General features: G+C 72.4%; 17 protein-coding genes. 12 read left to right on the forward strand and 5 right to left on the reverse strand.

Annotation, left to right across the window (positions count from 1 at the left end; genetic code table 11):
- Positions 1 to 16: 16 nt before the first annotated feature.
- On the reverse strand, positions 17 to 1,402 hold the full coding sequence (locus ACIA8K_RS35360; protein WP_396067402.1) for a cytochrome P450: 1,386 nt from the start codon (positions 1,400 to 1,402) through the stop codon (positions 17 to 19).
- A gap of 204 nt (positions 1,403 to 1,606) precedes the next feature.
- Here ACIA8K_RS35360 and ACIA8K_RS35365 point away from each other — a divergent pair, with 204 nt between their 5' ends.
- The 3 genes from ACIA8K_RS35365 to ACIA8K_RS35375 are packed head-to-tail and all read left to right on the forward strand — an operon-like array spanning position 1,607 to position 7,861.
- Complete coding sequence (locus ACIA8K_RS35365) at positions 1,607 to 2,245, forward strand: TetR/AcrR family transcriptional regulator (RefSeq protein WP_396067404.1); 639 nt, start codon at positions 1,607 to 1,609, stop codon at positions 2,243 to 2,245.
- Positions 2,246 to 2,258: 13 nt separating this feature from the next.
- Complete coding sequence (locus tag ACIA8K_RS35370; protein ID WP_396067407.1) at positions 2,259 to 5,105, forward strand: AfsR/SARP family transcriptional regulator; 2,847 nt, start codon at positions 2,259 to 2,261, stop codon at positions 5,103 to 5,105.
- A gap of 5 nt (positions 5,106 to 5,110) precedes the next feature.
- The gene (locus tag ACIA8K_RS35375) at positions 5,111 to 7,861 is read left to right on the forward strand and encodes a BTAD domain-containing putative transcriptional regulator (RefSeq protein WP_396067409.1); all 2,751 of its coding nucleotides are present in this window, start codon (positions 5,111 to 5,113) and stop codon (positions 7,859 to 7,861) included.
- A gap of 111 nt (positions 7,862 to 7,972) precedes the next feature.
- Here the strand turns inward: ACIA8K_RS35375 and ACIA8K_RS35380 are convergent, their stop codons facing one another.
- Positions 7,973 to 8,794, reverse strand: coding sequence for an SAM-dependent methyltransferase (locus tag ACIA8K_RS35380; RefSeq protein ID WP_396067412.1), 822 nt, complete (start codon positions 8,792 to 8,794; stop codon positions 7,973 to 7,975).
- Between the two features lie 97 nt (positions 8,795 to 8,891).
- Complete coding sequence (locus tag ACIA8K_RS35385; protein WP_396067415.1) at positions 8,892 to 10,079, reverse strand: AMP-binding protein; 1,188 nt, start codon at positions 10,077 to 10,079, stop codon at positions 8,892 to 8,894.
- A gap of 178 nt (positions 10,080 to 10,257) precedes the next feature.
- Here ACIA8K_RS35385 and ACIA8K_RS35390 point away from each other — a divergent pair, with 178 nt between their 5' ends.
- Entirely contained in the window at positions 10,258 to 11,127 is an 870-nt protein-coding gene (locus ACIA8K_RS35390) for a BTAD domain-containing putative transcriptional regulator (RefSeq protein WP_396067418.1), read from the forward strand.
- A gap of 112 nt (positions 11,128 to 11,239) precedes the next feature.
- Here the strand turns inward: ACIA8K_RS35390 and ACIA8K_RS35395 are convergent, their stop codons facing one another.
- A complete protein-coding gene (locus ACIA8K_RS35395) occupies positions 11,240 to 11,932 on the reverse strand; it encodes an aspartate/glutamate racemase family protein (protein ID WP_396067420.1) in 693 nt (230 codons plus the stop codon).
- A gap of 285 nt (positions 11,933 to 12,217) precedes the next feature.
- Between ACIA8K_RS35395 and ACIA8K_RS35400 the strand changes: the two genes are divergently transcribed.
- The 7 genes from ACIA8K_RS35400 (at position 12,218) to ACIA8K_RS35430 (ending at position 18,078) form a co-directional block, all read left to right on the forward strand.
- The gene (locus tag ACIA8K_RS35400) at positions 12,218 to 13,123 is read left to right on the forward strand and encodes an ATP-binding cassette domain-containing protein (protein ID WP_396067423.1); all 906 of its coding nucleotides are present in this window, start codon (positions 12,218 to 12,220) and stop codon (positions 13,121 to 13,123) included.
- Positions 13,120 to 13,938 carry an ABC transporter permease gene (locus tag ACIA8K_RS35405; RefSeq protein WP_396067426.1) on the forward strand — a complete coding sequence of 273 codons (819 nt, stop codon included), beginning with the start codon at positions 13,120 to 13,122 and terminating at the stop codon, positions 13,936 to 13,938. The genes ACIA8K_RS35400 and ACIA8K_RS35405 overlap by 4 nt, the downstream gene beginning before the upstream one ends.
- A 15-nt stretch (positions 13,939 to 13,953) precedes the next feature.
- Complete coding sequence (locus tag ACIA8K_RS35410) at positions 13,954 to 15,192, forward strand: sensor histidine kinase (protein WP_396067428.1); 1,239 nt, start codon at positions 13,954 to 13,956, stop codon at positions 15,190 to 15,192.
- On the forward strand, positions 15,189 to 15,851 hold the full coding sequence (locus tag ACIA8K_RS35415; RefSeq protein ID WP_396067431.1) for a response regulator: 663 nt from the start codon (positions 15,189 to 15,191) through the stop codon (positions 15,849 to 15,851). The genes ACIA8K_RS35410 and ACIA8K_RS35415 overlap by 4 nt, the downstream gene beginning before the upstream one ends.
- A 109-nt stretch (positions 15,852 to 15,960) precedes the next feature.
- Positions 15,961 to 17,019, forward strand: a complete 1,059-nt coding sequence (locus tag ACIA8K_RS35420) for a helix-turn-helix transcriptional regulator (RefSeq protein WP_396067433.1) — start codon at positions 15,961 to 15,963, stop codon at positions 17,017 to 17,019.
- Between the two features lie 115 nt (positions 17,020 to 17,134).
- Complete coding sequence (locus tag ACIA8K_RS35425) at positions 17,135 to 17,830, forward strand: GAF and ANTAR domain-containing protein (RefSeq protein ID WP_396067436.1); 696 nt, start codon at positions 17,135 to 17,137, stop codon at positions 17,828 to 17,830.
- Entirely contained in the window at positions 17,827 to 18,078 is a 252-nt protein-coding gene (locus tag ACIA8K_RS35430; protein ID WP_396067439.1) for a hypothetical protein, read from the forward strand. The genes ACIA8K_RS35425 and ACIA8K_RS35430 overlap by 4 nt, the downstream gene beginning before the upstream one ends.
- Positions 18,079 to 18,210: 132 nt before the next feature.
- On the opposite strand, the gene ACIA8K_RS35435 is transcribed toward ACIA8K_RS35430, so the two are convergent.
- Entirely contained in the window at positions 18,211 to 18,627 is a 417-nt protein-coding gene (locus ACIA8K_RS35435; RefSeq protein ID WP_396067442.1) for a nuclear transport factor 2 family protein, read from the reverse strand.
- Positions 18,628 to 18,740: 113 nt separating this feature from the next.
- Here ACIA8K_RS35435 and ACIA8K_RS35440 point away from each other — a divergent pair, with 113 nt between their 5' ends.
- Positions 18,741 to 19,244, forward strand: coding sequence for a TetR/AcrR family transcriptional regulator (locus tag ACIA8K_RS35440; protein ID WP_396067445.1), 504 nt, complete (start codon positions 18,741 to 18,743; stop codon positions 19,242 to 19,244).
- Positions 19,245 to 19,254 lie beyond the last annotated feature (10 nt).

Genomic DNA, 19,254 nt, shown 5'->3' on the forward strand with positions numbered 1-19,254 from the left:
GACAGGCAATGGTGAGTCAGTTCGGCGTGAAATTGAGGCGCAGGCCGGTGGGGAAGGCGGCGAACGCCAGCTTCTCCCGGACCCGGCCCGGCCCCGGGGTGAGCGTGAAGTCGCGGCAGGCCAGCGCGGCGACCAGGGTGGCCTCCAGCAGCGCGAGGTTACGGCCGGGGCAGAAGCGCGGGCCGACGCCGAACGGCAGCAGCGGCGCGGACGCCGGGGGAGGGTCGCCGTCGAGCCAGCGGGACGGGCGGAACTCGCCGGGGTCCGGCACCGCGCGGGCGCCGTAGGAGAGCAGCACCAGCAGCGAGCTGCCGCGCGGCAGGCTCAGGTCGTGGTCGGTGCCGGGGAGCACTGTGTCGCGGAGCGCGCGCAGCCCGGCGGTGGGCGCGATCGGGCGCAGCCGCATGGCCTCGTTGACGCAGGCCTCCGTGAACCGCAGGTTCCGGAACGCGGACGGGTCGCCCGGCATGCCGCCGGCCCCGAACGCCTCCACCGCCTCGCCGCGGACCCGCAGCTGCGCCTCCGGGTGGGTGGCCAGGTAGTGAAGCGTCCAGGCGGCGGCGGAGGACGTGGTGTCCTCGCCGGCCAGCAGCATGGTGAGCACGTTTCCGACCAGCTCGTCGTGGCTGAACTCGCCCTGCCCGGCCAGCGCCTCCAGGAACGTGCGCGGCGGTGCGCCGGTCGCGATCCGGGCCTGGGCCTCCGCGTACTTCTCCCGGACCAGCGCGTCGACCTCGCGGACCGCGCTCTCCCGGCGGCGGTCGCGGGGCAGGCGGACGATGCCGTGGTACGGGATCGGGCCCTGGATCCGCCGCCCGATCTCCGGGAACAGCTCGGCCAGCCGGGTGTGCAGCCCGTCGCCGGTGGCCTCCAGCGCGTTGAGGTCGTGGCCGACCGCGAGCGCGGTGGTCACGTCGAGCGTGAATCGCATCAGGTCGTCAAGCACGTCGACCGGCCGGCCGGTGGCGGCGACCGAGGACCACCGGGTCCGCAGCCGCTCGGCCGATCGGGTGATCGAGGTGAAGTACTCACGCAGGTAGGCGGCGTTGAGGCTCTGCGCGGCCATCTTCCGCAGTCGCCGCCACCGCTCGCCCTCGGCGTTGAACACGCCGTCGATGCCGAGGTCGCGGAACACCCGGTTGACGCCGGTGCGCCGGAAGCCGTCCGGCCGGTCGCGGAGAGCCGCGTTCACAAGCGGGCCGTCGCCGGAGACGACGAGCGGGTGGCGGCCGTAGCGGATCAGGTAGGTGGGGCCGTACCGCTCGCCCCAGCGTTCGAAGGCGCGGTGGCCGTCGCGGCCGAAGCGCAGCTCCGCCAGGTGGCCGACGAGCGGCAGCCCGCGCGGGCCGGTGAGATCGCCGATGGTGCGGACCGTGCGCGGTGCGGTGAGTCCGGCGGACACCGGGGCCTCCTCGGGACGAATCGCGGGAAAGATCCGCAGGCCAGTCAACCTTAGCGAGATTGACGCCCGGTTGACACCGCTCTGACCGGTCACCGGGCGTGCCGATACCGTTCAGCGCGGCGGCAAGCCGGATAGGCGACAGAAATCGATAAATCGGCTTTCGCTAGAGCGGGTCTCCAGTGAATCGACCTAGACTCGACCGTCATGAGCACCACCGAGGCCGGTCCCGTGCGCCACAGCCGTCGCGCAGGCTACACGGCCGCGACCCACCGCACGATCCTCGACGCGGCCCGCCGCCTGTTCCGCGAGCGTGGCTTCTTCGCGGTCCGGGTCGAGGAGGTGGCCCGCGCCGCCCGGGTGTCGCCCGCGACCGTCTACTCGGTGGCCGGCGGCAAGTCCGGGATGCTGCGCTCGCTGACCCAGCTGTGCTCGGCCGCGCCGATCGTCACCGCGAACCTTGAGCAGATCCGCCGCGCCACCGAGCCCGGCCGGGTGCTCGACCTGGTCGCGGACACGACGCTTGACATCCGCCGGGAGTGGGGCGACGTGCTCCGCGTGATCATGGCGACCGCGCCGCACGAGCCGGACGCGGCCGCGTCGCTGGCCGAGGCGACCGGCCGCTACCGGTCCGGGCTGCTGCTGGCCGCGAACCGGCTGGCCGGGCTCGGCGCGCTGCGCCCCGGCGTCGACGTCCGGCACGCCGACGCGCTGCTCTGGTTCTACTTCGGATACTCGTCGCTGTTCACCCTCATCGACGACCTGCACTGGAGCGACGGCGACGCGGTGGCCTGGCTGCGCGCCGCCGCCGCCGACGCGCTGCTGGCCCCGGTCGCCGGTGCGTGAGACGGACACGCACATGTGGTTGCAGGTGCTCGGCCCGGTGCGGGGCCGCCGGGACGGTGTGGAGCTGGAGCTCGGGCCGCCCCAGCAGCGCACCCTGCTCGCGGTGCTGCTGGCCGCGGCCGGTGAGCCGGTCGGCGTACCCACGATTCTTGACGTGTTGTGGGGTGACGCCCCGCCGGTGGCCGCGGCGGCCACGGTGCAGCAGTACGTCAGCCGGCTCCGGAAGATCATCGAGCCGGACCGGGCCGCACGCGACCAGGGCGGGATCATCCGCCGCACTGCCGGCGGCTACCAGCTGGCCGTCGACGAGAGCCAGGTCGACCTGCTGCGCTGGCGTGGGCTGATCGGCCGCGCCCACCACATCTACCAGACCGACAAGGCCGCCGGCGGCGCGCTGTTCCGGGAGGCGTTCGCGCTCTGGACCGGCCCGGCCGCGGCGAACCTGCCGCCGGAGGCCCGCGAGCACCCGGTCTTCACCGCCCTCGACCGCGAGCACGTCATGGTGCTGTTCGAGGCCGCGGAGGACGCACTCAACTGCGGTTACGCCGCCGGCCTGCTGCCCGCGCTGGACCGCGCCGCGGGCTGGCACCCGTTCGACGAGGGCCTGCACTCGCACCTGATGCGCGCGCTCGCCGCCGCCGGCCGCCGGGCCGACGCGCTGATGAGGTACCGCGAGGTCCGGGAGCGACTTGTCGGCGAGCTGGGCATCGAGCCCGGCCCGCTGTTGCAGGCCGCGCACCGCGAGCTGCTGGCCGAACCGGACCCGGCACCCGCGCCCGCCGTGCGGGAGAACCCCGGCCCCGCGCTGGTACGCCCGGCGCACCTCCCCGCCGACCTCGGCTCGTTCAGCGGCCGCGACGTGGAGCTGGACCGCCTCGACTCGCTTGCCGAGGCCGCGATGCCGCTTGTCGTGGTCGGCGGGCTGGGCGGCGTCGGCAAGACCGCGCTCGCGCTGCGCTGGGCGCACCGGGTGATGCACGACTACCCGGACGGCCAGCTCTATGTGGACCTGCGTGGCTTCGCGCCGCGTAACCCGCCGCTGGAGCCGGTCGAGGCGCTGCACGGCTTCCTTGAGGCGCTCGGCGTGCCCCGTGGCAACCAGCCGTCCACACTGGACGGGCTGTCCGCGCTGTACCGCAGCGTGCTGGCCGGCCGGAAGATCCTGGTCGTGCTTGACAACGCGCGCGACGACGAGCAGGTCCGTCCGCTGCTTCCCGGCACGGCCGGCTGCGCGGTCGTGGTGACCAGCCGCAGCTACCTGGGCGGGCTCGCGGTCGACGAGGGTGCGCGCTCGATCGGGCTTGACGTGTTCAGCGACGCCGACGCGTACCGCTATCTGCGCTCCCGTCTCGGCAAGGAGCGGGTGGACGCGGAACCGGAGGCGGCCGTGGAGATCATCGAGGTGTGCGGCGGACTCCCGCTTGCGCTGGCGATCTGCGCGGCGTGGACCGAGCGCAGCCCCGCGTTCACGCTCGGCACGGTGGCAGCCGAGATCCGGCGGCGCGCCGGGCTTGACGCGTTCGCCGGCGTCGCCTCCGGCCGGGATGTGCGCGCCGTCTTCTCCTGGTCCTACCGGCGGCTCACGCCCGGCGCGGCCGAGCTGTTCCGGCGGCTCGGCATGCACCCGGGCGCGGACGTCGCGCTCGATACCGCGGCAAGCGTGGCCGGGCGTTCGCCGGCCGACACGCTGAGCCTGCTCGGCGAGCTGACCGACGCGCACCTGATCACCGAACTGCGACCCGGCCGGTACGGCGCCCACGACCTGGTCCGGGCGTACGCGGCCGAGCTGGGCCAGCCGGACGAGCGCGAGGAGACGCTGCGCCGCACGCTCGACCACTACCTGCACTCGCTGATCGCCGGCGCGCAGCTGGTCAACCCGCTGCGCGCGCCGATCGACCCCGGCACACCCGCCGACGGCGTGCGCCCGCTGACGCCACGCGACCCGGACGAGGCGCTCGCCTGGTACGGCGAGGAACGTGAGAACATCCGCGCCGCCATGGACGCGGCCGAACAGCACGGCCTCGACCCCTACCTGTGGTACTTCGCCTGGGGTCTGAACGGCTTCCTGATGGACCAGCTCGGCCGGTGGGACGAGGTGATCCCGGCGGCCCGGCGTGCGCTCGCGGCGGCCGAACGCCAGCATTCGCTCTGGTGGCGCGGCTACCTGCACAACGCGCTGGCCATCTGCCACCACAGGTTCGGTGACTTCGCGGAGGCGTACCGGCAGTGGTCGCTGGCCGTGAAGGTGGGGCGGGAGGCGGACGACCCGGTCCGGACCGCGGTCGGGCTGGCCGGGCTGGCGAGCACGCTCACCGACCACGGGCGCTGGCCGACAGGTGACGAGATCGAGCGCGCCGCCGCGTTCGCGGACGAGGCCGTGCAGCTGTGCGCGCACCTGGACAGCGAGGCCGCGCCCGGGCGGCCGGACTCGTACACGGTGCGGGCCCGTGAGCTGCTCGGCATCTCCTGCGAGTTCTTCGCGCTGCGGATCCTGCACCGCACCGGCGACGTGGAGGCGGCCGCGGCCGAGCTGCGGCGCGGCATCGACATCCACCGCAGCGTCGACAACTGGGCGCGCGAGGGCTGGGGCTGGGAGCTGGTCGGCCGCATCTACCAGCACGTGGGCAAGGACGCGGAGGCGATCGAGGCGTACGAGCGCAGCCTCGCCCTGATGCAGCGCTGGCAGTGGAGCGGCATCGAGGTGCTGGTGTCGCTTGCCGCAAGCCACGCCCGGCTCGGCGACCGGGCCGCGGCCGGGCGGTTGCGCGCTCGCGCCCGGCGGCTCGCGGACGGCGTCTACCACGCGTACGCGGATCAGCTCCGCGCCCGGCTCGACGCCTACGAGTCGGCGGAGCGCTGACCCGGGTGCCGGCCTGGTTCGAGGTGCTCGGCCCGGTCCGCGGGCTGCGCGACGGCACGGAGCTTGAGCTGGGCTCACCGCAGCAGCGCACACTGCTGGCCGTGCTGATCGCCGCCGCGGGCGAACCGGTCGCTGCCGGGCTCATCTCGGACGTGCTCTGGTCCGGCGACCCACCGCAGGCCGCGGCCGCGACCGTGCAGCAGTACGTGTCCCGCCTGCGCCGGGTGGCCGGGCCGATCGGACGCACCGCCGCCGGCTACCGGCTGACAGTCGACTCGGACCTGAGCCGCTACCGCACGTTCCTCGCCCAGGCCCGGGAGCTGCACGCGGCCGGGCGCGCCGACGCGGCGGTGGACGCCTACGCGGCCGCGCTGAGCCTCTGGACCGGGCCGGCCGCCACCGGGCTGCCACCGGAGGCCCGCGCACACCCGGTCTTCGCCGATCTGGACCGCGACCACGCGACAGCACTTGTGGAGGCGGCCGACATCGCGCTCGCCCGCGACCGTGCGGCCGTGTTCGCGCCGATACTCGAACGGGCCGTGACCTGGCACCGCTACGACGAGGGCCTGCACGCCCGCCTGCTGCACGCGCTGGCCGCGGCCGGGCGCACCGAACAGGCGCTTGAGCACTACCGCGAGACGCGCTCCGACCTGATCCGGATCCTCGGCATCGAGCCCGGCCCGCTGCTGCGCGACGCACACCAGGCGTTGCGGGCCGCGCCGATCCGGCCCGCCCAGCTGCCCACCTCACCCGCCGCGTTCACCGGCCGTGCCGCGGAACTCGCCCGGCTGGACGCGGTCGCCGGCCCGCGCCCGCTTGTGGTGGTCGGCGGACTCGGCGGCGTCGGCAAGACCAGCCTGGCACTGCACTGGGCGCACCGGGCCGCGCCCCGCTACCCGGACGGCCAGCTCTACGTGGACCTGCGCGGCTTCGCACCGAGCGGCACGCCGCTGGAGCCGGCCGAGGCGCTGCACGGCTTCCTGGAGGCGCTCGGCGTGCCCCGCGCCAATCAGCCGTCCACGCTGGACAGCCTCGCCGCGCTGTACCGCAGCGTGCTCGCCGGCCGTCGCGTGCTCGTGGTGCTGGACAACGCGCGCGACGACGAGCAGGTCCGCCCGCTGCTGCCCGGCGCGGCCGGCTGTGCGGTGCTGGTCACCAGCCGCAGCTACCTCGGCGGGCTCGCGGTCGACGAGGACGCGCGCTCGATCGGCCTGGACGTGTTCAGCGACGCCGACGCGCTCGGCTACCTGCGCGCCCGCCTCGGCCGGGACCGCGTCGACACCGAGCCGTGGGCCGCCGCGGAGATCATCCGGATGTGCGGCGGGCTGCCGCTGGCACTTGCCATCTGCGCCGCCTGGGCCGAACGCAGCCCGGCGTTCACGCTCGCCATGGTGGCGGCCGAACTGCGCCGCCGGGACGGGCTGGACGCGTTCGCCGCGGTCAACGCCGGCCGCGACGTGCGCACCGTGTTCTCCTGGTCCTACCGGCGGCTGAGCTCCGACGCGGCCGCACTGTTCCGGCGGCTCGGCCGGCACCCCGGGCCGGACGTGGCGCTCGCCACCGCGATCAGCGTCGCCGGCACCGGCCCGGCCCGCACGCTTGCGCTGCTCGGCGAACTCACCGACGCGCAACTGCTCAGCGAACCCCGCCCCGGCCGGTACGCCGCACACGACCTGGTCCGGGCCTACGCCGCGGAGATCTCCGGCGACGAGACCGCGCTGGAACGCATCCTCGACCACTACCTGCACTCGCTTGTCGCGGCCGCCCGGCTGGCCAACCCGTACCGCCGGCAGCTCGACCTTGATCCTCCCGCCGGCGGCGTGGTCCCGGTCGTGCCCGCGGACCTGCCGGACGCGGTCGCCTGGTTCACCGCCGAGCGGGAGAACCTGCGCGCCGCCGCCGAGGCCGCGGACAAGCAAGGCCTCGACCGCTACATGCTGCAGCTCTGCTGGGGCCTGAACGGCTTCCTCCTCGACCACCTCGGCCGCTGGGACGAGGCGATCCCGCTCGCCCGGCGCGCGCTCGTGGTCGCCCGCCGCGGCGGCGACGCCTGGTGGCGCGGCTACCTGCACAACGTGCTCGGCAACTGCCACCACCGCGTCGGCGACCACGGCCAGGCCTACCGCGAATGGTCGCTGACCGCCGACGTCGGCCGCGAGACAGACGACCCGATCCGCACGTCAATCGGCCTCGGCGGGATGGGCAGCGCGCTCACCGAACGCGACGACTGGCCGGACGGCGCCAGCATCGAACGGGCCGCCGGATACGCCGACGAGATCCGCACACTCCTGATCGGCCTCGACCGCAACGGCCCACCCGGCCGCACCGACCCGCGCACCACCCACGCCCGCGACATGCTCGGCTTCACCTACCGCCTCACGGCACTTCGCGTCATGCACCGCACCGGCGACGTCGAGGCCGCTGTCGCCGAACGGACCGCAGGCATCGCGATCCACGAGAGCATCGGGAACTGGCACCAGGTCCAGGTCGGCTGGATGCAGATCGGCCGCCTCCGCGAACACGCGGGCGACCTGCCCGGCGCCGCCGACGCCTACACCCACGCGCTGTCCCTCCAGCACAACGACGGGTGGATCACCGCCGAACTGCTTGTCCGCCTGGCCAGCTGCCACGCCCGCCTCGGCGCCACCGGCCCGGCGTCCCACTACCGCGCCCGCGCCCTGCACCGCCTCGACGGCGTCTACCACCCACCGGCCGACCTCCTCCGCGCCCGCCTGGCGGCAGCCTTCGCCGCCTGAAAGCACTGTCCGGAGTTCCGCGGGCAGGCTACATCCGGGCACTCCCCTGGGCGCTCGGGCTGCCTGCCGTGCACGGATGGGCTGTGCCGCCGGCGCAGCCCATCCATGGTGTTACGGCTTGCGGGCGACCGCGCCGTACATCGCGATGTCCTTGTCCTGGAGGTCGGGGGCCTCGGTGCCGTCCGGGCGCCACTTGTGCACCTGGACCAGGCCGGGCTCGACGATCTCCAGGCCGTCGAAGAAGCTCAGCGCGACCGGGCGGTCGCGGAAGATGAGCGTCTCGCCGAGGCGGTTGTACTCGCGGGCGACCTGGGCCAGCGGGGCCGGGTCGAACTCGTCGGTGGCGATGGACATCGCGAGGTAGCTGCCGGAGGGCAGCACGTCAAGGACCTGGCGGACGACCCGCAGCGCCTCCGCGTCGTCCTCGATGAAGTGGACGATCGCGATCAGCAGCAGGCCGACCGGCTTGTTCAGGTCGAGCGTGCGCTGGAACTCCGGCGCGGTGATGATCGACTGGGGGTCGCGCATGTCGGCGGAGATGTAGGCGGTGCCGCCCTGTTCGGTGCCGAGCATCAGCGCGCGGGCGTGCGCGAGGACCAGCGGGTCGTTGTCCGTGTAGACCACCCGGGCGGTCGGGTCGACGGACTGCGCGATCTGATGCAGGTTCGGCGGGGTGGGCAGGCCGGTGCCGATGTCGAGGAACTGCGTGATGCCGCACTCGGCGGCCAGGTAACGCGTCACACGGTGCATGAAGTACCGGTTCGCCTGCATGTGGACCTTGAGCGAGGGCCAGATCTTGAGCGAATTCTCGCCGGCCTCGCGGTCGACGGCGAAGTTGTCCTTGCCGCCGAGGATGTAGTCGTAGATCCGGGCGCCGTGCGCCCGGTCGGTCCGCAGATCATCCCCGCGCGCTTCGTCGCCACGACGTTCCACCGAGAGGCCTCCGTAAGACGATGTCGTCACTGGTGACCGCGACCCTACACCGATCACGGAACGTGTCGGGATCCTCTGTGGACCTGTTGCGGGCCGGTCAACTCGTCAGGTAGAGGTAGCCGTCCGCGTCGAGGTATCCGGTGTTTCCGGTGCGCAGCCAGCCGTCCTCGGTGAGCACGGCGGCGGTGTCCTCCGGGTGCCCCCAGTAGGAGTTCATCGCGCGCGGCGTCGACACCTGCACCTCGCCGACCTCGCCGCCGGTGATCCGCAGCCGTACGCCCGGCAGCGGCCGTCCGACCGAGGAGATGCGGGTGTCGTCGAGGTGGTCGGCCGGGCGCAGCACTGTCATCGCGCCCGCGGCCTCGGTCACGCCGTAGACCTGCAGCAGGCTGACGCGCAGCACCGATGCGCAGGCGTGGATCATCGACGGGGGCATCGGGGCGCCGCCGTACGCGAGGTTCACCAGGCTGCTCAGGTCCCGTTGTGCGGCGCCGGACTCGGCGGCCATCGCGGCGAGCAGCGTCGGCACCACGAACGTGTGTGTCACCCGCGACTCCGCGATCGCGTCCAGCACCGCGGCGGCAGTCACCTCGGGGAGGATCACGGTCTGCGCGCCGTGGCGTACCCCCATCAGGGTCTGGGAGAACGCGGCCACCCGGGACATCGGCGCGGCGATCAGGCTGACGCCTGTGGAGTCGAGGCCGATCGCGTCCGCGAGCGTGTCGCAGACCGCGGCCATCGAGGCGTGCGTGATGACCGCGCCGCGCGGGAAGCCGGTGCGGCCGGACGCGTACAGCTGGCAGAACGCCTCGTCGCCGGTGATCACGGCCCGGGGGGTGGCCGGCGGGGCGTCCGCGAGGAGCATCTCGTAGCTGCGCTCCATGTCGATCAGCTTGCGCAGTTGCGGCATCAGCACCCGGACCCGGCGCATCCGGTCCGCCCGGCCGTCGCCGCAGAGCAGCACCCGCGCCGCACAGTCGTCCACGATGTAGGCGGCCTGGCCCTCGGTCGACCGCGCCCCGATCGGTACGTAGACCGCGCCGATCCAGGCGCAGGCGAGCGCGATCTCAGGCACGGCCGGCCCGTTCCCGCTCAGGTGTGCCACCCGGTCGCCGGGCTGCACGCCGAGCGTGTCGAGCATGCCTGCGGCCGCGCGTACCCGCGCGCTGAACGCGCGCCACGTCCAGCCGCGATCGCCGAACCGTAACGCGATGGCGTGCGAGTCGTTGGACAGGGCGGCCGTCAGGATGTCGGCGGAACGGGCCGGTGCGGCCGGAATGGTCATGAGCCTCAAACCACCACCGCCGGATAGACAGCTCATTGACGACCGGTTGATCTCGGCCCTCTGACCGGCGCGTTCAGTTTTTGCTCAGTGGTTGACCTGTCCATCCCCCTAACGTGCATAACGTCCACCGGACTACCGGTGGACGGACGACGTGTGGGATCTGGGGGGATACAGAGAGATGTCATCTGGGGGGATACGTTTCGCGCTGCTCGGGCCGGTACGGGCCTGGGACGGCAGCACCGAGCTGCCGCTCGGCTCGCCGCAACAGCGGACCGTGCTGGCCGCGCTGCTGCTGCGCGAGGGCGCGATGGTGACCGTGGACGAGCTGGTGGCGGCCGTCTGGGGGGACGAGCCGCCGCGTAGCGCCGTCAACACCGTCCGCACCTATCTGTCGCGCCTGCGCACGCTGCTGCGGGACGCGGCCACGATCGTGTCGATCGGTGGTGGCTATGCGCTTCCGGTCGATCGCGACGCCATCGATGTAACCGTTTTCTTCGATCACGTGTCCGATGCCCGGGACGCTCGCCGCCGCGGGGACACGGCCGGCGCGGCCGAGTCGCTGCGCGCGGCGGTGGTCCTGCACCAGGGCCGGCCGCTGTCCGGCGCCGGCGGCCCGTACGCCGAGGCCCAGCGCACCCGCCTGGAGCAGCAGATTCTCGGCGCGCGCATCGACCTGCTCGCCGCCGAGGTCGAACTCGGACACGCCGACGAGATCATCCCGGAGCTGATGGCGCTCGCCGACGAGCACCCCCTCCGCGAACGCGTGCACGAGCTGCTGATGCTCGCGCTCTACCAGGCCGGCCGTCAGGCCGACGCGCTCGCGGTCTACCAGCACGTCCGTGTGCTCCTCGCGGACGAGCTGGGCATCGACCCGGGCGCCGCGCTGCAGGCCGCCCACCGCCGCATCCTCGCGGCCGACCCGGACCTGGTGCTCCCGGCCGTGCTGCCGGCGCCGCGTACACCTGCGGCCCGGTCCGGCAGTCAGCGCCCCGGCGGCATGGCGGTGCCGCTGCGGCCGCGCCGTCACCGTCGCCGCACCGGGCTGTAGCAGCCCACCCCGGCCGGTCCAGGCGCCCCCATGTGGGAGGGGCGCCTGGACCTACACTTCGGATCATGGCCACCAGCACGCCGGACGGCGCCTGTACCAGTCCGCGGCGGTTCTAGACGGACAGCGCCGCCTCGACCACGGCCGCGCAGTGCAGGCGGGTCGAGGCGAAGACCGGGACGCCGCTGTCGCTCTGGTCGACAAGCAGTTCGATCTCGGTGCAGCCGAAGATGATGCCGTTCGCGCCGGCGGTCTCCAAGCGCCGGATCACGCCGCGGTACGCCGCCCGCGACTCCGGCCGGACCACGCCAAGGCACAGCTCGCCGTAGATGATGTCGTTGACCAGGCGCTGGTCCTGGCTGTTCGGTACCAGCACGCGCAGGCCGTGCGCGGCGAGGCGGTCGGCAAGGAACGGCTCCGCCATCGTGAAGCGGGTGCCGAGCAGCCCGACGGTCCGCACACCGGCGGCCAGCGCGGCCGCGGCGGTCGCGTCCGCGATGTGCAGCAGCGGGATGTTCACCGCCGCCTGCACCTCGGCGGCGACCTTGTGCATCGTGTTCGTGCACAGGACGAGCAGTTCGGCGCCGCCCGCCTCCACCGCACGGGCGGCCCGGCCGAGCTCCGATGCCGCATCCGCCCACCGGCCGTCGGCCTGGAGGCGTTCGATGGGGGCGAAGTCGACGGAGTAGAGCAGGCAGCGGGCGGAGTGCAGGCCGCCGAGCTGTTCCGCGGTCATCTCGTTGAGCAGCCGGTAGTACTCGGCGGTCGACTGCCAGCTCATGCCGCCGAGGAGCCCGATCAGTCGCATGCCCAGAGCGTAACCGAGGGCGTCACCATCGGCGCTGTCAGTCAGCGCGCCGGGCTCCGGCACCAGCCGACTCGTCCGGCTGGCACGGGTGTGGGTTTTCCGGGGCACGGCGGGGCTGGAGCCCGCGGGAGCATGCGGGCCGCGACCACCCACAGAGTGGGAAGAGGAATGCGGTGGTACCGGGGTACCAGTCGGGGGCGCAGAGAGTCGCCTTCGGTACCAGGGATCGGGGGACGGCCGCTCATAGCGTGGGTTCATGCGGAACACACAGCGAGGGGGCCGGGCATGATCGAGGTGCGGGAAGTCAGCAAGCGGTACGGGCCGAAGGTCGCGGTGGACGGGCTGACGTTCACGGCGAAGCCGGGGCAGGTGACCGGGTTCCTCGGGCCGAACGGGGCCGGGAAGTCCACCACCATGCGGATGATCATCGGGCTGGACCGGCCCACGTCCGGAAGCGTCACAGTCAACGGGCGGCGCTACGCGGAGCACGCGGCGCCGCTGCGTGAGATCGGTGCGCTTCTGGAGGCGCGCTCGGTGCACCCGGGCCGCAGTGCCCGCAGTCACCTGCTGGCGCTGGCCCGCACGCACGGCATCCCGCGGAGCCGTGTCGACGAGGTGCTTGAGGTGGCCGGCCTGACCGCTGTGGCGGGGAAGCGGGCCGGGGCGTTCTCGCTCGGCATGGGCCAGCGGCTCGGGATCGCGGCCGCGCTGCTCGGCGACCCGGCCGTGGTGATGCTTGACGAGCCGGTCAACGGCCTCGACCCGGAAGGCGTGCTCTGGGTACGCGGGCTGCTGTCCGGACTCGCCGCGGAGGGCCGGACCGTGCTGCTCTCCTCGCATCTGATGGCCGAGACCGCGCTGATCGCGGATCACCTGGTGGTCGTCGGCAAGGGGCGGCTGCTCGCGGACACCAGCACCGCCGAGCTGATCACCGGCGCCGGTGGCGGCGTGCGGGTCGGCACCGACGAGGCGGACCGGCTGCGCGCGCTGCTGGCCCGGCCGGGGGTGAGCGTGGCCTCCGGCACTGACGGCGAGCTGGACGTGACGGGCATGGACGCGCGGGAGATCGGTGCGATCGCCAGCGCGCACGGGGTGCCGCTGTTCCAGTTGACCACGCGCACCGCGTCCCTGGAGGACGCGTTCATGGACCTGACCAGAGACAGCGTCGAGTACGGGAGTGTGCCCGCATGACCACGATCACCGCCGTCCGGCCGCTTGCCGGCACCTACCGGCTGACGTTCCGCGGCGTGCTCGCGGGGGAGTGGACCAAGTTCTGGTCGCTGCGCTCGTCCTGGATCACGCTCAGCGTCTCGCTGCTGCTGATCGGCGCGCTGGGCGCGATCGCGGCGCTTGCCTACTCGCCGACGACCGGCGGCGAGGTCGGCCCGCCCGGACCGCTGGGACCGGACGGCCTGGACGCGGTGTCGATCGCGATCTCCGGCACCACGTTCGCGTCGCTTGCGCTCGGCGTGCTCGGCGTGCTGGTCAGCGCGGGTGAGTACACCACCGGGCTGGTCCGGGCCACGCTCGCGGCCGTACCCGCGCGTCTTCCGGTCCTCTGGGCGAAAGCCCTGATCTACGGCCTGATCGCCATGATCGTCGGTGCGGTGGGGGCGCTCGCCGCGTTCGCGATCGGGCTGCCGATCCTGTCCGGGGAGACCGTTGCCATGGCGTTCTCCGACGAGAACGTGCTTCGCAGCCTGCTCGGCGCCGGCCTCTACCTGGGCCTGGTCGGCGTGCTCGGGGTGGCGCTCGGCACGCTCGTGCGCTCAAGCGCGGGTGGCATCGCGATCCTCGCCGGCGGCCTGCTGATCCTGCCCGGCCTGGCGATGCTGCTGCCGTCCGACTGGTACGACGCGATCGACGGCTACCTGCCCAGCAACGCGGGCAGCGAGATCATGTCGACCACCTCGGACCGGCCGTGGACCGGACTGGCGATCTTCGCGGGCTGGGTGGCGGTCACGCTCGCCGCGGCCGCGTACCGGCTGGTGAAGACGGACGCGTAAGAGAGAATGAGCGGGATGAACGACACCTGGCTGCTGCGGGCGCAGCAGAGACTGGCCGCCGCCGGACGGCGGCGGCCCTGGGTGCTGGACCTGCTGGTCACCGTCCCGGTCATCCTGTCCGGGCTGCGCGACCTGTTCGGCGACAAGCACGGCGCGGTCGGCGGCCCGTTCGGCAGCGAGGAGTTCGCCTCGCTGCCGCCCTCGGTCACCGGCGCGCTGGTCGGCGTGCTGCTTGTCGCGCTCTGGTGGCGCCGGAGGGCCCCGGCCGTCGTGCTCGCCGTGATCCTCACTGTCAACCTCGGCGTCTGGCTGGCCGGCGCCTGGATGCAGGCCGGGATGGCGATGCTGCTGGCGCTCTACGCGCTGGCCCGCTACGGCAACCTGCGTACCCTCGCCTGGTTCTGCGGGGTGGTGGTGGCCATGGTGGGCGTCGGCATGCTTGTGCTGCTGCCGGTCGAGCACCCGTGGACCGGCATGTTCTTCATGCTCGGCACCGGGACCGCGGCCGTCGCGCTCGCGCTGACCGTCCGGACCCGCGCCGCCTACCTGTCCGCGCTCGAGGACCGGGCACATCGCCTCGAGGTCGAGCGCGACCAGCGCGAGCGCCTGACCGCCGCGGCCGAACGCTCCCGGGTGGCGCGCGAGATGCACGACATCGTCGGTCACAATCTGTCAGTGATGATCGGTCTCGCGGACGGCGGCGCCGTGCTCGCCGCAAGCCGCGGCGAGTCCACCGCCGAACCGTTGCGCCTGATCGGCGAGACCGGCCGCCAGGCCCTCGGTGAGCTGCGCCGCGTCCTCGGCGTGCTGCGCGACGGCACCACCGCGGCCCGGCTCAGCCCGCAACCCGGCGTCGCCGACCTCGACGACCTGGTCCGCCGCGTCCGCGCCGCCGGCCTGACCGTCGACTACCGCACCACGGGCGAGGTCGGCGCGCTCGGCGGCGGCCTGCAGCTGACCGTCTACCGGATCGTGCAGGAGGCGCTGACGAACACGCTCAAGCACGCCGGCTCCGGCTCCGCCGCGACGATCTCGATCACCGCAGAGGATCACACGGTACGGGTGAGCGTGCGCGACACCGGCCCGTCCGCCGGGTTCGCGCCGCCGGTCGGGGACGAGCCCGGACACGGCCTGACCGGCATCCGGGAGCGGGCCGGGCTCTACGGCGGCGAGGTGGTGGCCGGGCGCCACGCGTCCGGCGGCTGGCAGGTCGAGACGCTGCTCAACGACCGTCCCGCGTCGGCGCTGGCATGACCACAGTCCTGATCGTCGACGACCAGCCGCTGCAGCGCCTCGGCTTCGCCATGCTGCTTGAGGGCACGCCCGGCATGTCCTCGGTCGGCGAGGCCGGGCACGGCGGCGAGGCGGTCCGGATGGCGGCGGAGCTGCGCCCGGACGTGGTCCTGATGGACGTGCGCATGCCCGGGATGGACGGCATCGAGGCGACCCGGCGGATCGTCGCACTCGGCGGGCGCACCCGGGTGCTGATCCTGACGACGTTCGACCTCGACGAGTACGTCTACGCCGGCCTGCGTGCCGGGGCCAGCGGCTTCCTGCTCAAGGACGCCCGGCCGGAGGAACTGGTCGCGGGCATCCACGCGGTCGCGGCGGGGGACGCGGTCGTCGCGCCACGGCTGACCCGGCGGCTGATGGAGGCGTACACCAGGGACGCCGCCCCGCAGTCGGAGGCTGATCCGCGCCTGGCCACGCTCAGCGACCGCGAACACGAGGTGCTCGTCGCGATCGGCCAGGGCTGGACCAACACCGAGATCGCCGAACGCCTGGTCCTGACCGAGTCGACAGTGAAGAAGCACGTCGGCCGGGTCCTCGCCAAGGTGGGCGCGCGCGACCGCGTCCAGGCCGTCATCATCGCCTACGACACCGGCCTGGTCCGTCCGGGCGACGGCGGGTGAGCAGTCGGGTGCACCGGCACCGCCTCCCGGCGGACGGTGGGCTCACCGGCCGCCGTAGCGGTCCCGGGGCTCCTCCGATCGTGTAGCCGACCGGCTTCGGTGGCAAGTCGTGGCCGGCCGGACAGTCGTTTGCCGGGTATCAGGGTGCGTACGGTGGGATGTCGGTGCGCAACATCCGTCCCGATGGGAGGTCGAGGAGAGCGCGATGCCCCCGCCTGTGAAAAACACAGTCACCACGACCGATCCCGAACTGGCGCATGCTCTCCTGCGCGACGCCTACACCGACAGCCATCTGCAGGTCAGTGGCGACCCGACTGATTTCCACCTGCGGCACAGCCGCTGGAACCTGGGCCGCGTGGCGATCGACGAACTGTCCAACACGCTCACCATCGACATGGACCTGCACCCGGTGGAGACGCTGTGGATCAACCGCATCACGCGATCGACCACCGAGATCGAGGTAGGCGGGGTCACCCGGCACTACGGAACCGGTGATGTCTTCTTCGCCATACCGCCCTCGGTCGGCTGTCGCACCCGGCTCGCCGGGTCTTCCCTCGTCACCGTCGGGCTCGACCGAGAGTTGTTCGCGGCCGTCACCGGCGAGGAGACCTTCGATCCGATGAGCCGCCTGCGACTGGAACCGATGGCCGCGGACAAGGCCCGGTCATGGCACCGGACCGTCGACTTCGTCACGCAGACGGTGCTCGGCAACGCCGAAGCGGTCGCCAACCCGCTCGTCGTCGGCAGCGCGCAGCGACTGCTCGCCACCATCGCGCTGCACGGCTACGACACCGCACCGTCCGAGACCGCCGGCACCCGTCGTGACGCCACACCTGAGTCGGTGCGGCGCGCCGTCGCGTTCATTGAGGCCAACCCGGATCTGGACGTCAGCGTCGCGGACATCGCCCGTGCCGGCTACGTCTCGGTCCGTGCTCTCCAGTTGGCGTTCCGCCGGCACCTGGACACCACCCCGCTGCGCTACCTGCGCCGCGTCCGCCTCGATCTCGCCCGGACCGACCTGCAAGCGGCTCAACCCGGCGAAGGAACCACGGTCACCGCCGTCGCGATGCGCTGGGGCTATGCGGATTTGAGTCGCTTCGCCGCCGACTATCGCGCGGCCTACGGCGAACACCCGCACGTCACCCTGCGCCGCGCCGGAGCCCTGTGATGTTCGTTTTCCGCGCATCCGCTGTACGCGATGCGAGGTAGCCGCCGGCCGCCCTCAGCCCGAAGCTGGAAGCGATGCCTTTCACAGCCGCCCGCTGACCCAGGAGCTCGTTATCGTGCCCCGTCCCGATGCCGATCTGCTGGCCGGCCTCGCCCGTCAGCTCAGCGCACAGCCCGACCTCGAAGCCCTGTGGGAACGGGTCGTACAAGCCGCGATCTCGCAGGTCGACGGCGCCGAACACGCCGGGATCACCGTGCTGTCCCATAAGTCGGTCTGCACTCCCGTCGCGACCGGCGAGCTGGTCCGCCTCGTCGACGAACAGCAGTACCTCATCGGCGAAGGACCGTGCCTGACCGCATCGTTGCAGCGCGAACCGATCGTGCAGGTCGACGACCTGACCACCGACCCACGATGGCCCCGGTTCGCCGAGGTCGCCGTCACCTTCGGCGTCCGGTCCATGCTGTCCTACCAGCTCTACACCGACACCGACATCATCGGCGCGCTGAACATCTACGCCACCGCCGCGGACACCTTCAGCGACGAATCCGTCCACACCGGGCAGCTCCTCGCCGCACACGCCGCGGTCGCCGCCGCCGCGACCATCGAGAAGACGAACCTGCTCGTCGCCCTGGACTCCCGGGAGATCATCGGACAAGCCAAGGGCATTCTCATGAACCGCTACAAGATCACCGCCGAGCAGGCGTTCGACCTGCTGATCGCCGCCTCACAGACCACCAACCGCAAACTCAGGGACGTCGCCGTCGCGCTCACCGAAACCGGCGAACTCACCACCGCGGAACCACGCCGATGACCGCGACCCCACAGCTCAGCCTCGCCGACGGGCTACGACAACTACGGCTCAGCGACACCGAGCTGTGGAACCGTTACCTCGCCCTCGGCGGAACCGGCGACCTCCACCAGCTCCGCGACCATGTCCGCGGCGGCACCTGCCCGGACCGGCACGACCACAACATCATCGCCCAGGCCCTCAACGACGCCTTCGTGGACGAGGGCCACGACCACGCCGTCGCCTACCACGATCTGTACCGGCGACCGTGATCCGTTCGGGATCGTCATGACCCGGTTGCGCCACCGGCGGTGGCCGGCAGGGCACGTGCCAGAGCTGAGCACTCTCGAGTGGACAGCCGAAATGACAGCCGGCCCGCCGGTCACCTCAATGTGGGCGGCGGGTCAGGACAGGAGCCCGGCTATGACGGCGTGGTCGTGGTAGTCGCGCGACCAGACGACCCGCCCGTCGCGGACACAGAACACCGCGATGTTGTGCATGGACGCGGTGGCGCCGTCGGTCGTGCGGGTCATGTCGTTTTCCCATTCCCCCACGACGACCTCCGGATCGGCGGTCTGGTGCACCTGGATGTCGCGCGGTGACAGGGTGATCGGAGCTTGGCGCAGACCCCCGAGGAACTGCTCGATCTGGGACCGGCCGGTCAGTACGATCTCGGGCTTGGCGAACGGCTGGCGCACAAACGCGTCTTCGGCGTACAGATCCGCCACTGCGACCAGGTCCTTTCCGGCCAGGCTCTCCAGCAGGAACTCGATCACGTCACGGGGCTCACGGGACTTGGCGTGGGGCATGATGACCTCCATGGGCTAGAATCGGAGTGATCACTCCGGTAGAAGACGTTACGGAGTGGCTACTCCGTTTGTCAAGGAAGGTGCTCGTGTCCCCTCGAGCTGATGCAGCGCGCAACCGGTCCGCCGTGCTCCAGGCCGCCGACGCGATTTTCGTCGAACACGGGGTGAGCGCCTCGACCGAGGAGATCGCCCGCCGGGCCGGGCTCGGCATCGGCACCGTCTTCCGGCACTTTCCGACCAAGGGCGCCCTGCTGAAGGCGGTGTACGAACAGCGCCTGGAACACCTGGCGGCGCGTGCCGAACTCGCCGGGACGGGCGATGCCGCACCGACCTGGTTCCGTGAGTTCTTCATCGAAGTGGCAAGCACCTCGATCGAGAAGCTGATCCTGGCCGACGCGCTGGAGGACCTGCACCTCGACGCCGATCCCGAACTCAGCGCGCGGCTGAGCTCAGCCGTCGGCGCGCTGCTCCAGCGCGCTCAGGCCGCCGGAACCGTTCGTCAGGACATCTCCTTCGACGACCTGATCGCCTTGATGATCGCTGCCGGCCGGGCCGCCCAGGTCACCCCGACCCAGCAGGCCCGAACGCATCTGATCGAGGTCATCCTGGACGGCTTGCAGTCCGGGTGAGGCCGTGCAG

Source organism: Catenuloplanes sp. NPDC051500 (assembly GCF_044454585.1).
Classification (GTDB): domain Bacteria; phylum Actinomycetota; class Actinomycetes; order Mycobacteriales; family Micromonosporaceae; genus Catenuloplanes.

What these genes read in the sequence shown, in the direction of transcription:
- ACIA8K_RS35400 (WP_396067423.1), top strand. Translation starts at nt 12,218, where the DNA reads ATGATCGAGGTGCGGGAAGTCAGCAAGCGGTACGGGCCGAAGGTCGCG.
- ACIA8K_RS35390 (WP_396067418.1), top strand. Translation starts at nt 10,258, where the DNA reads ATGTCATCTGGGGGGATACGTTTCGCGCTGCTCGGGCCGGTACGGGCC.
- ACIA8K_RS35410 (WP_396067428.1), top strand. Translation starts at nt 13,954, where the DNA reads ATGAACGACACCTGGCTGCTGCGGGCGCAGCAGAGACTGGCCGCCGCC.
- ACIA8K_RS35385 (WP_396067415.1), bottom strand. Translation starts at nt 10,079, where the DNA reads ATGACCATTCCGGCCGCACCGGCCCGTTCCGCCGACATCCTGACGGCC.
- ACIA8K_RS35365 (WP_396067404.1), top strand. Translation starts at nt 1,607, where the DNA reads ATGAGCACCACCGAGGCCGGTCCCGTGCGCCACAGCCGTCGCGCAGGC.
- ACIA8K_RS35405 (WP_396067426.1), top strand. Translation starts at nt 13,120, where the DNA reads ATGACCACGATCACCGCCGTCCGGCCGCTTGCCGGCACCTACCGGCTG.
- ACIA8K_RS35395 (WP_396067420.1), bottom strand. Translation starts at nt 11,932, where the DNA reads ATGCGACTGATCGGGCTCCTCGGCGGCATGAGCTGGCAGTCGACCGCC.
- ACIA8K_RS35435 (WP_396067442.1), bottom strand. Translation starts at nt 18,627, where the DNA reads ATGGAGGTCATCATGCCCCACGCCAAGTCCCGTGAGCCCCGTGACGTG.
- ACIA8K_RS35415 (WP_396067431.1), top strand. Translation starts at nt 15,189, where the DNA reads ATGACCACAGTCCTGATCGTCGACGACCAGCCGCTGCAGCGCCTCGGC.
- ACIA8K_RS35370 (WP_396067407.1), top strand. Translation starts at nt 2,259, where the DNA reads ATGTGGTTGCAGGTGCTCGGCCCGGTGCGGGGCCGCCGGGACGGTGTG.
- ACIA8K_RS35430 (WP_396067439.1), top strand. Translation starts at nt 17,827, where the DNA reads ATGACCGCGACCCCACAGCTCAGCCTCGCCGACGGGCTACGACAACTA.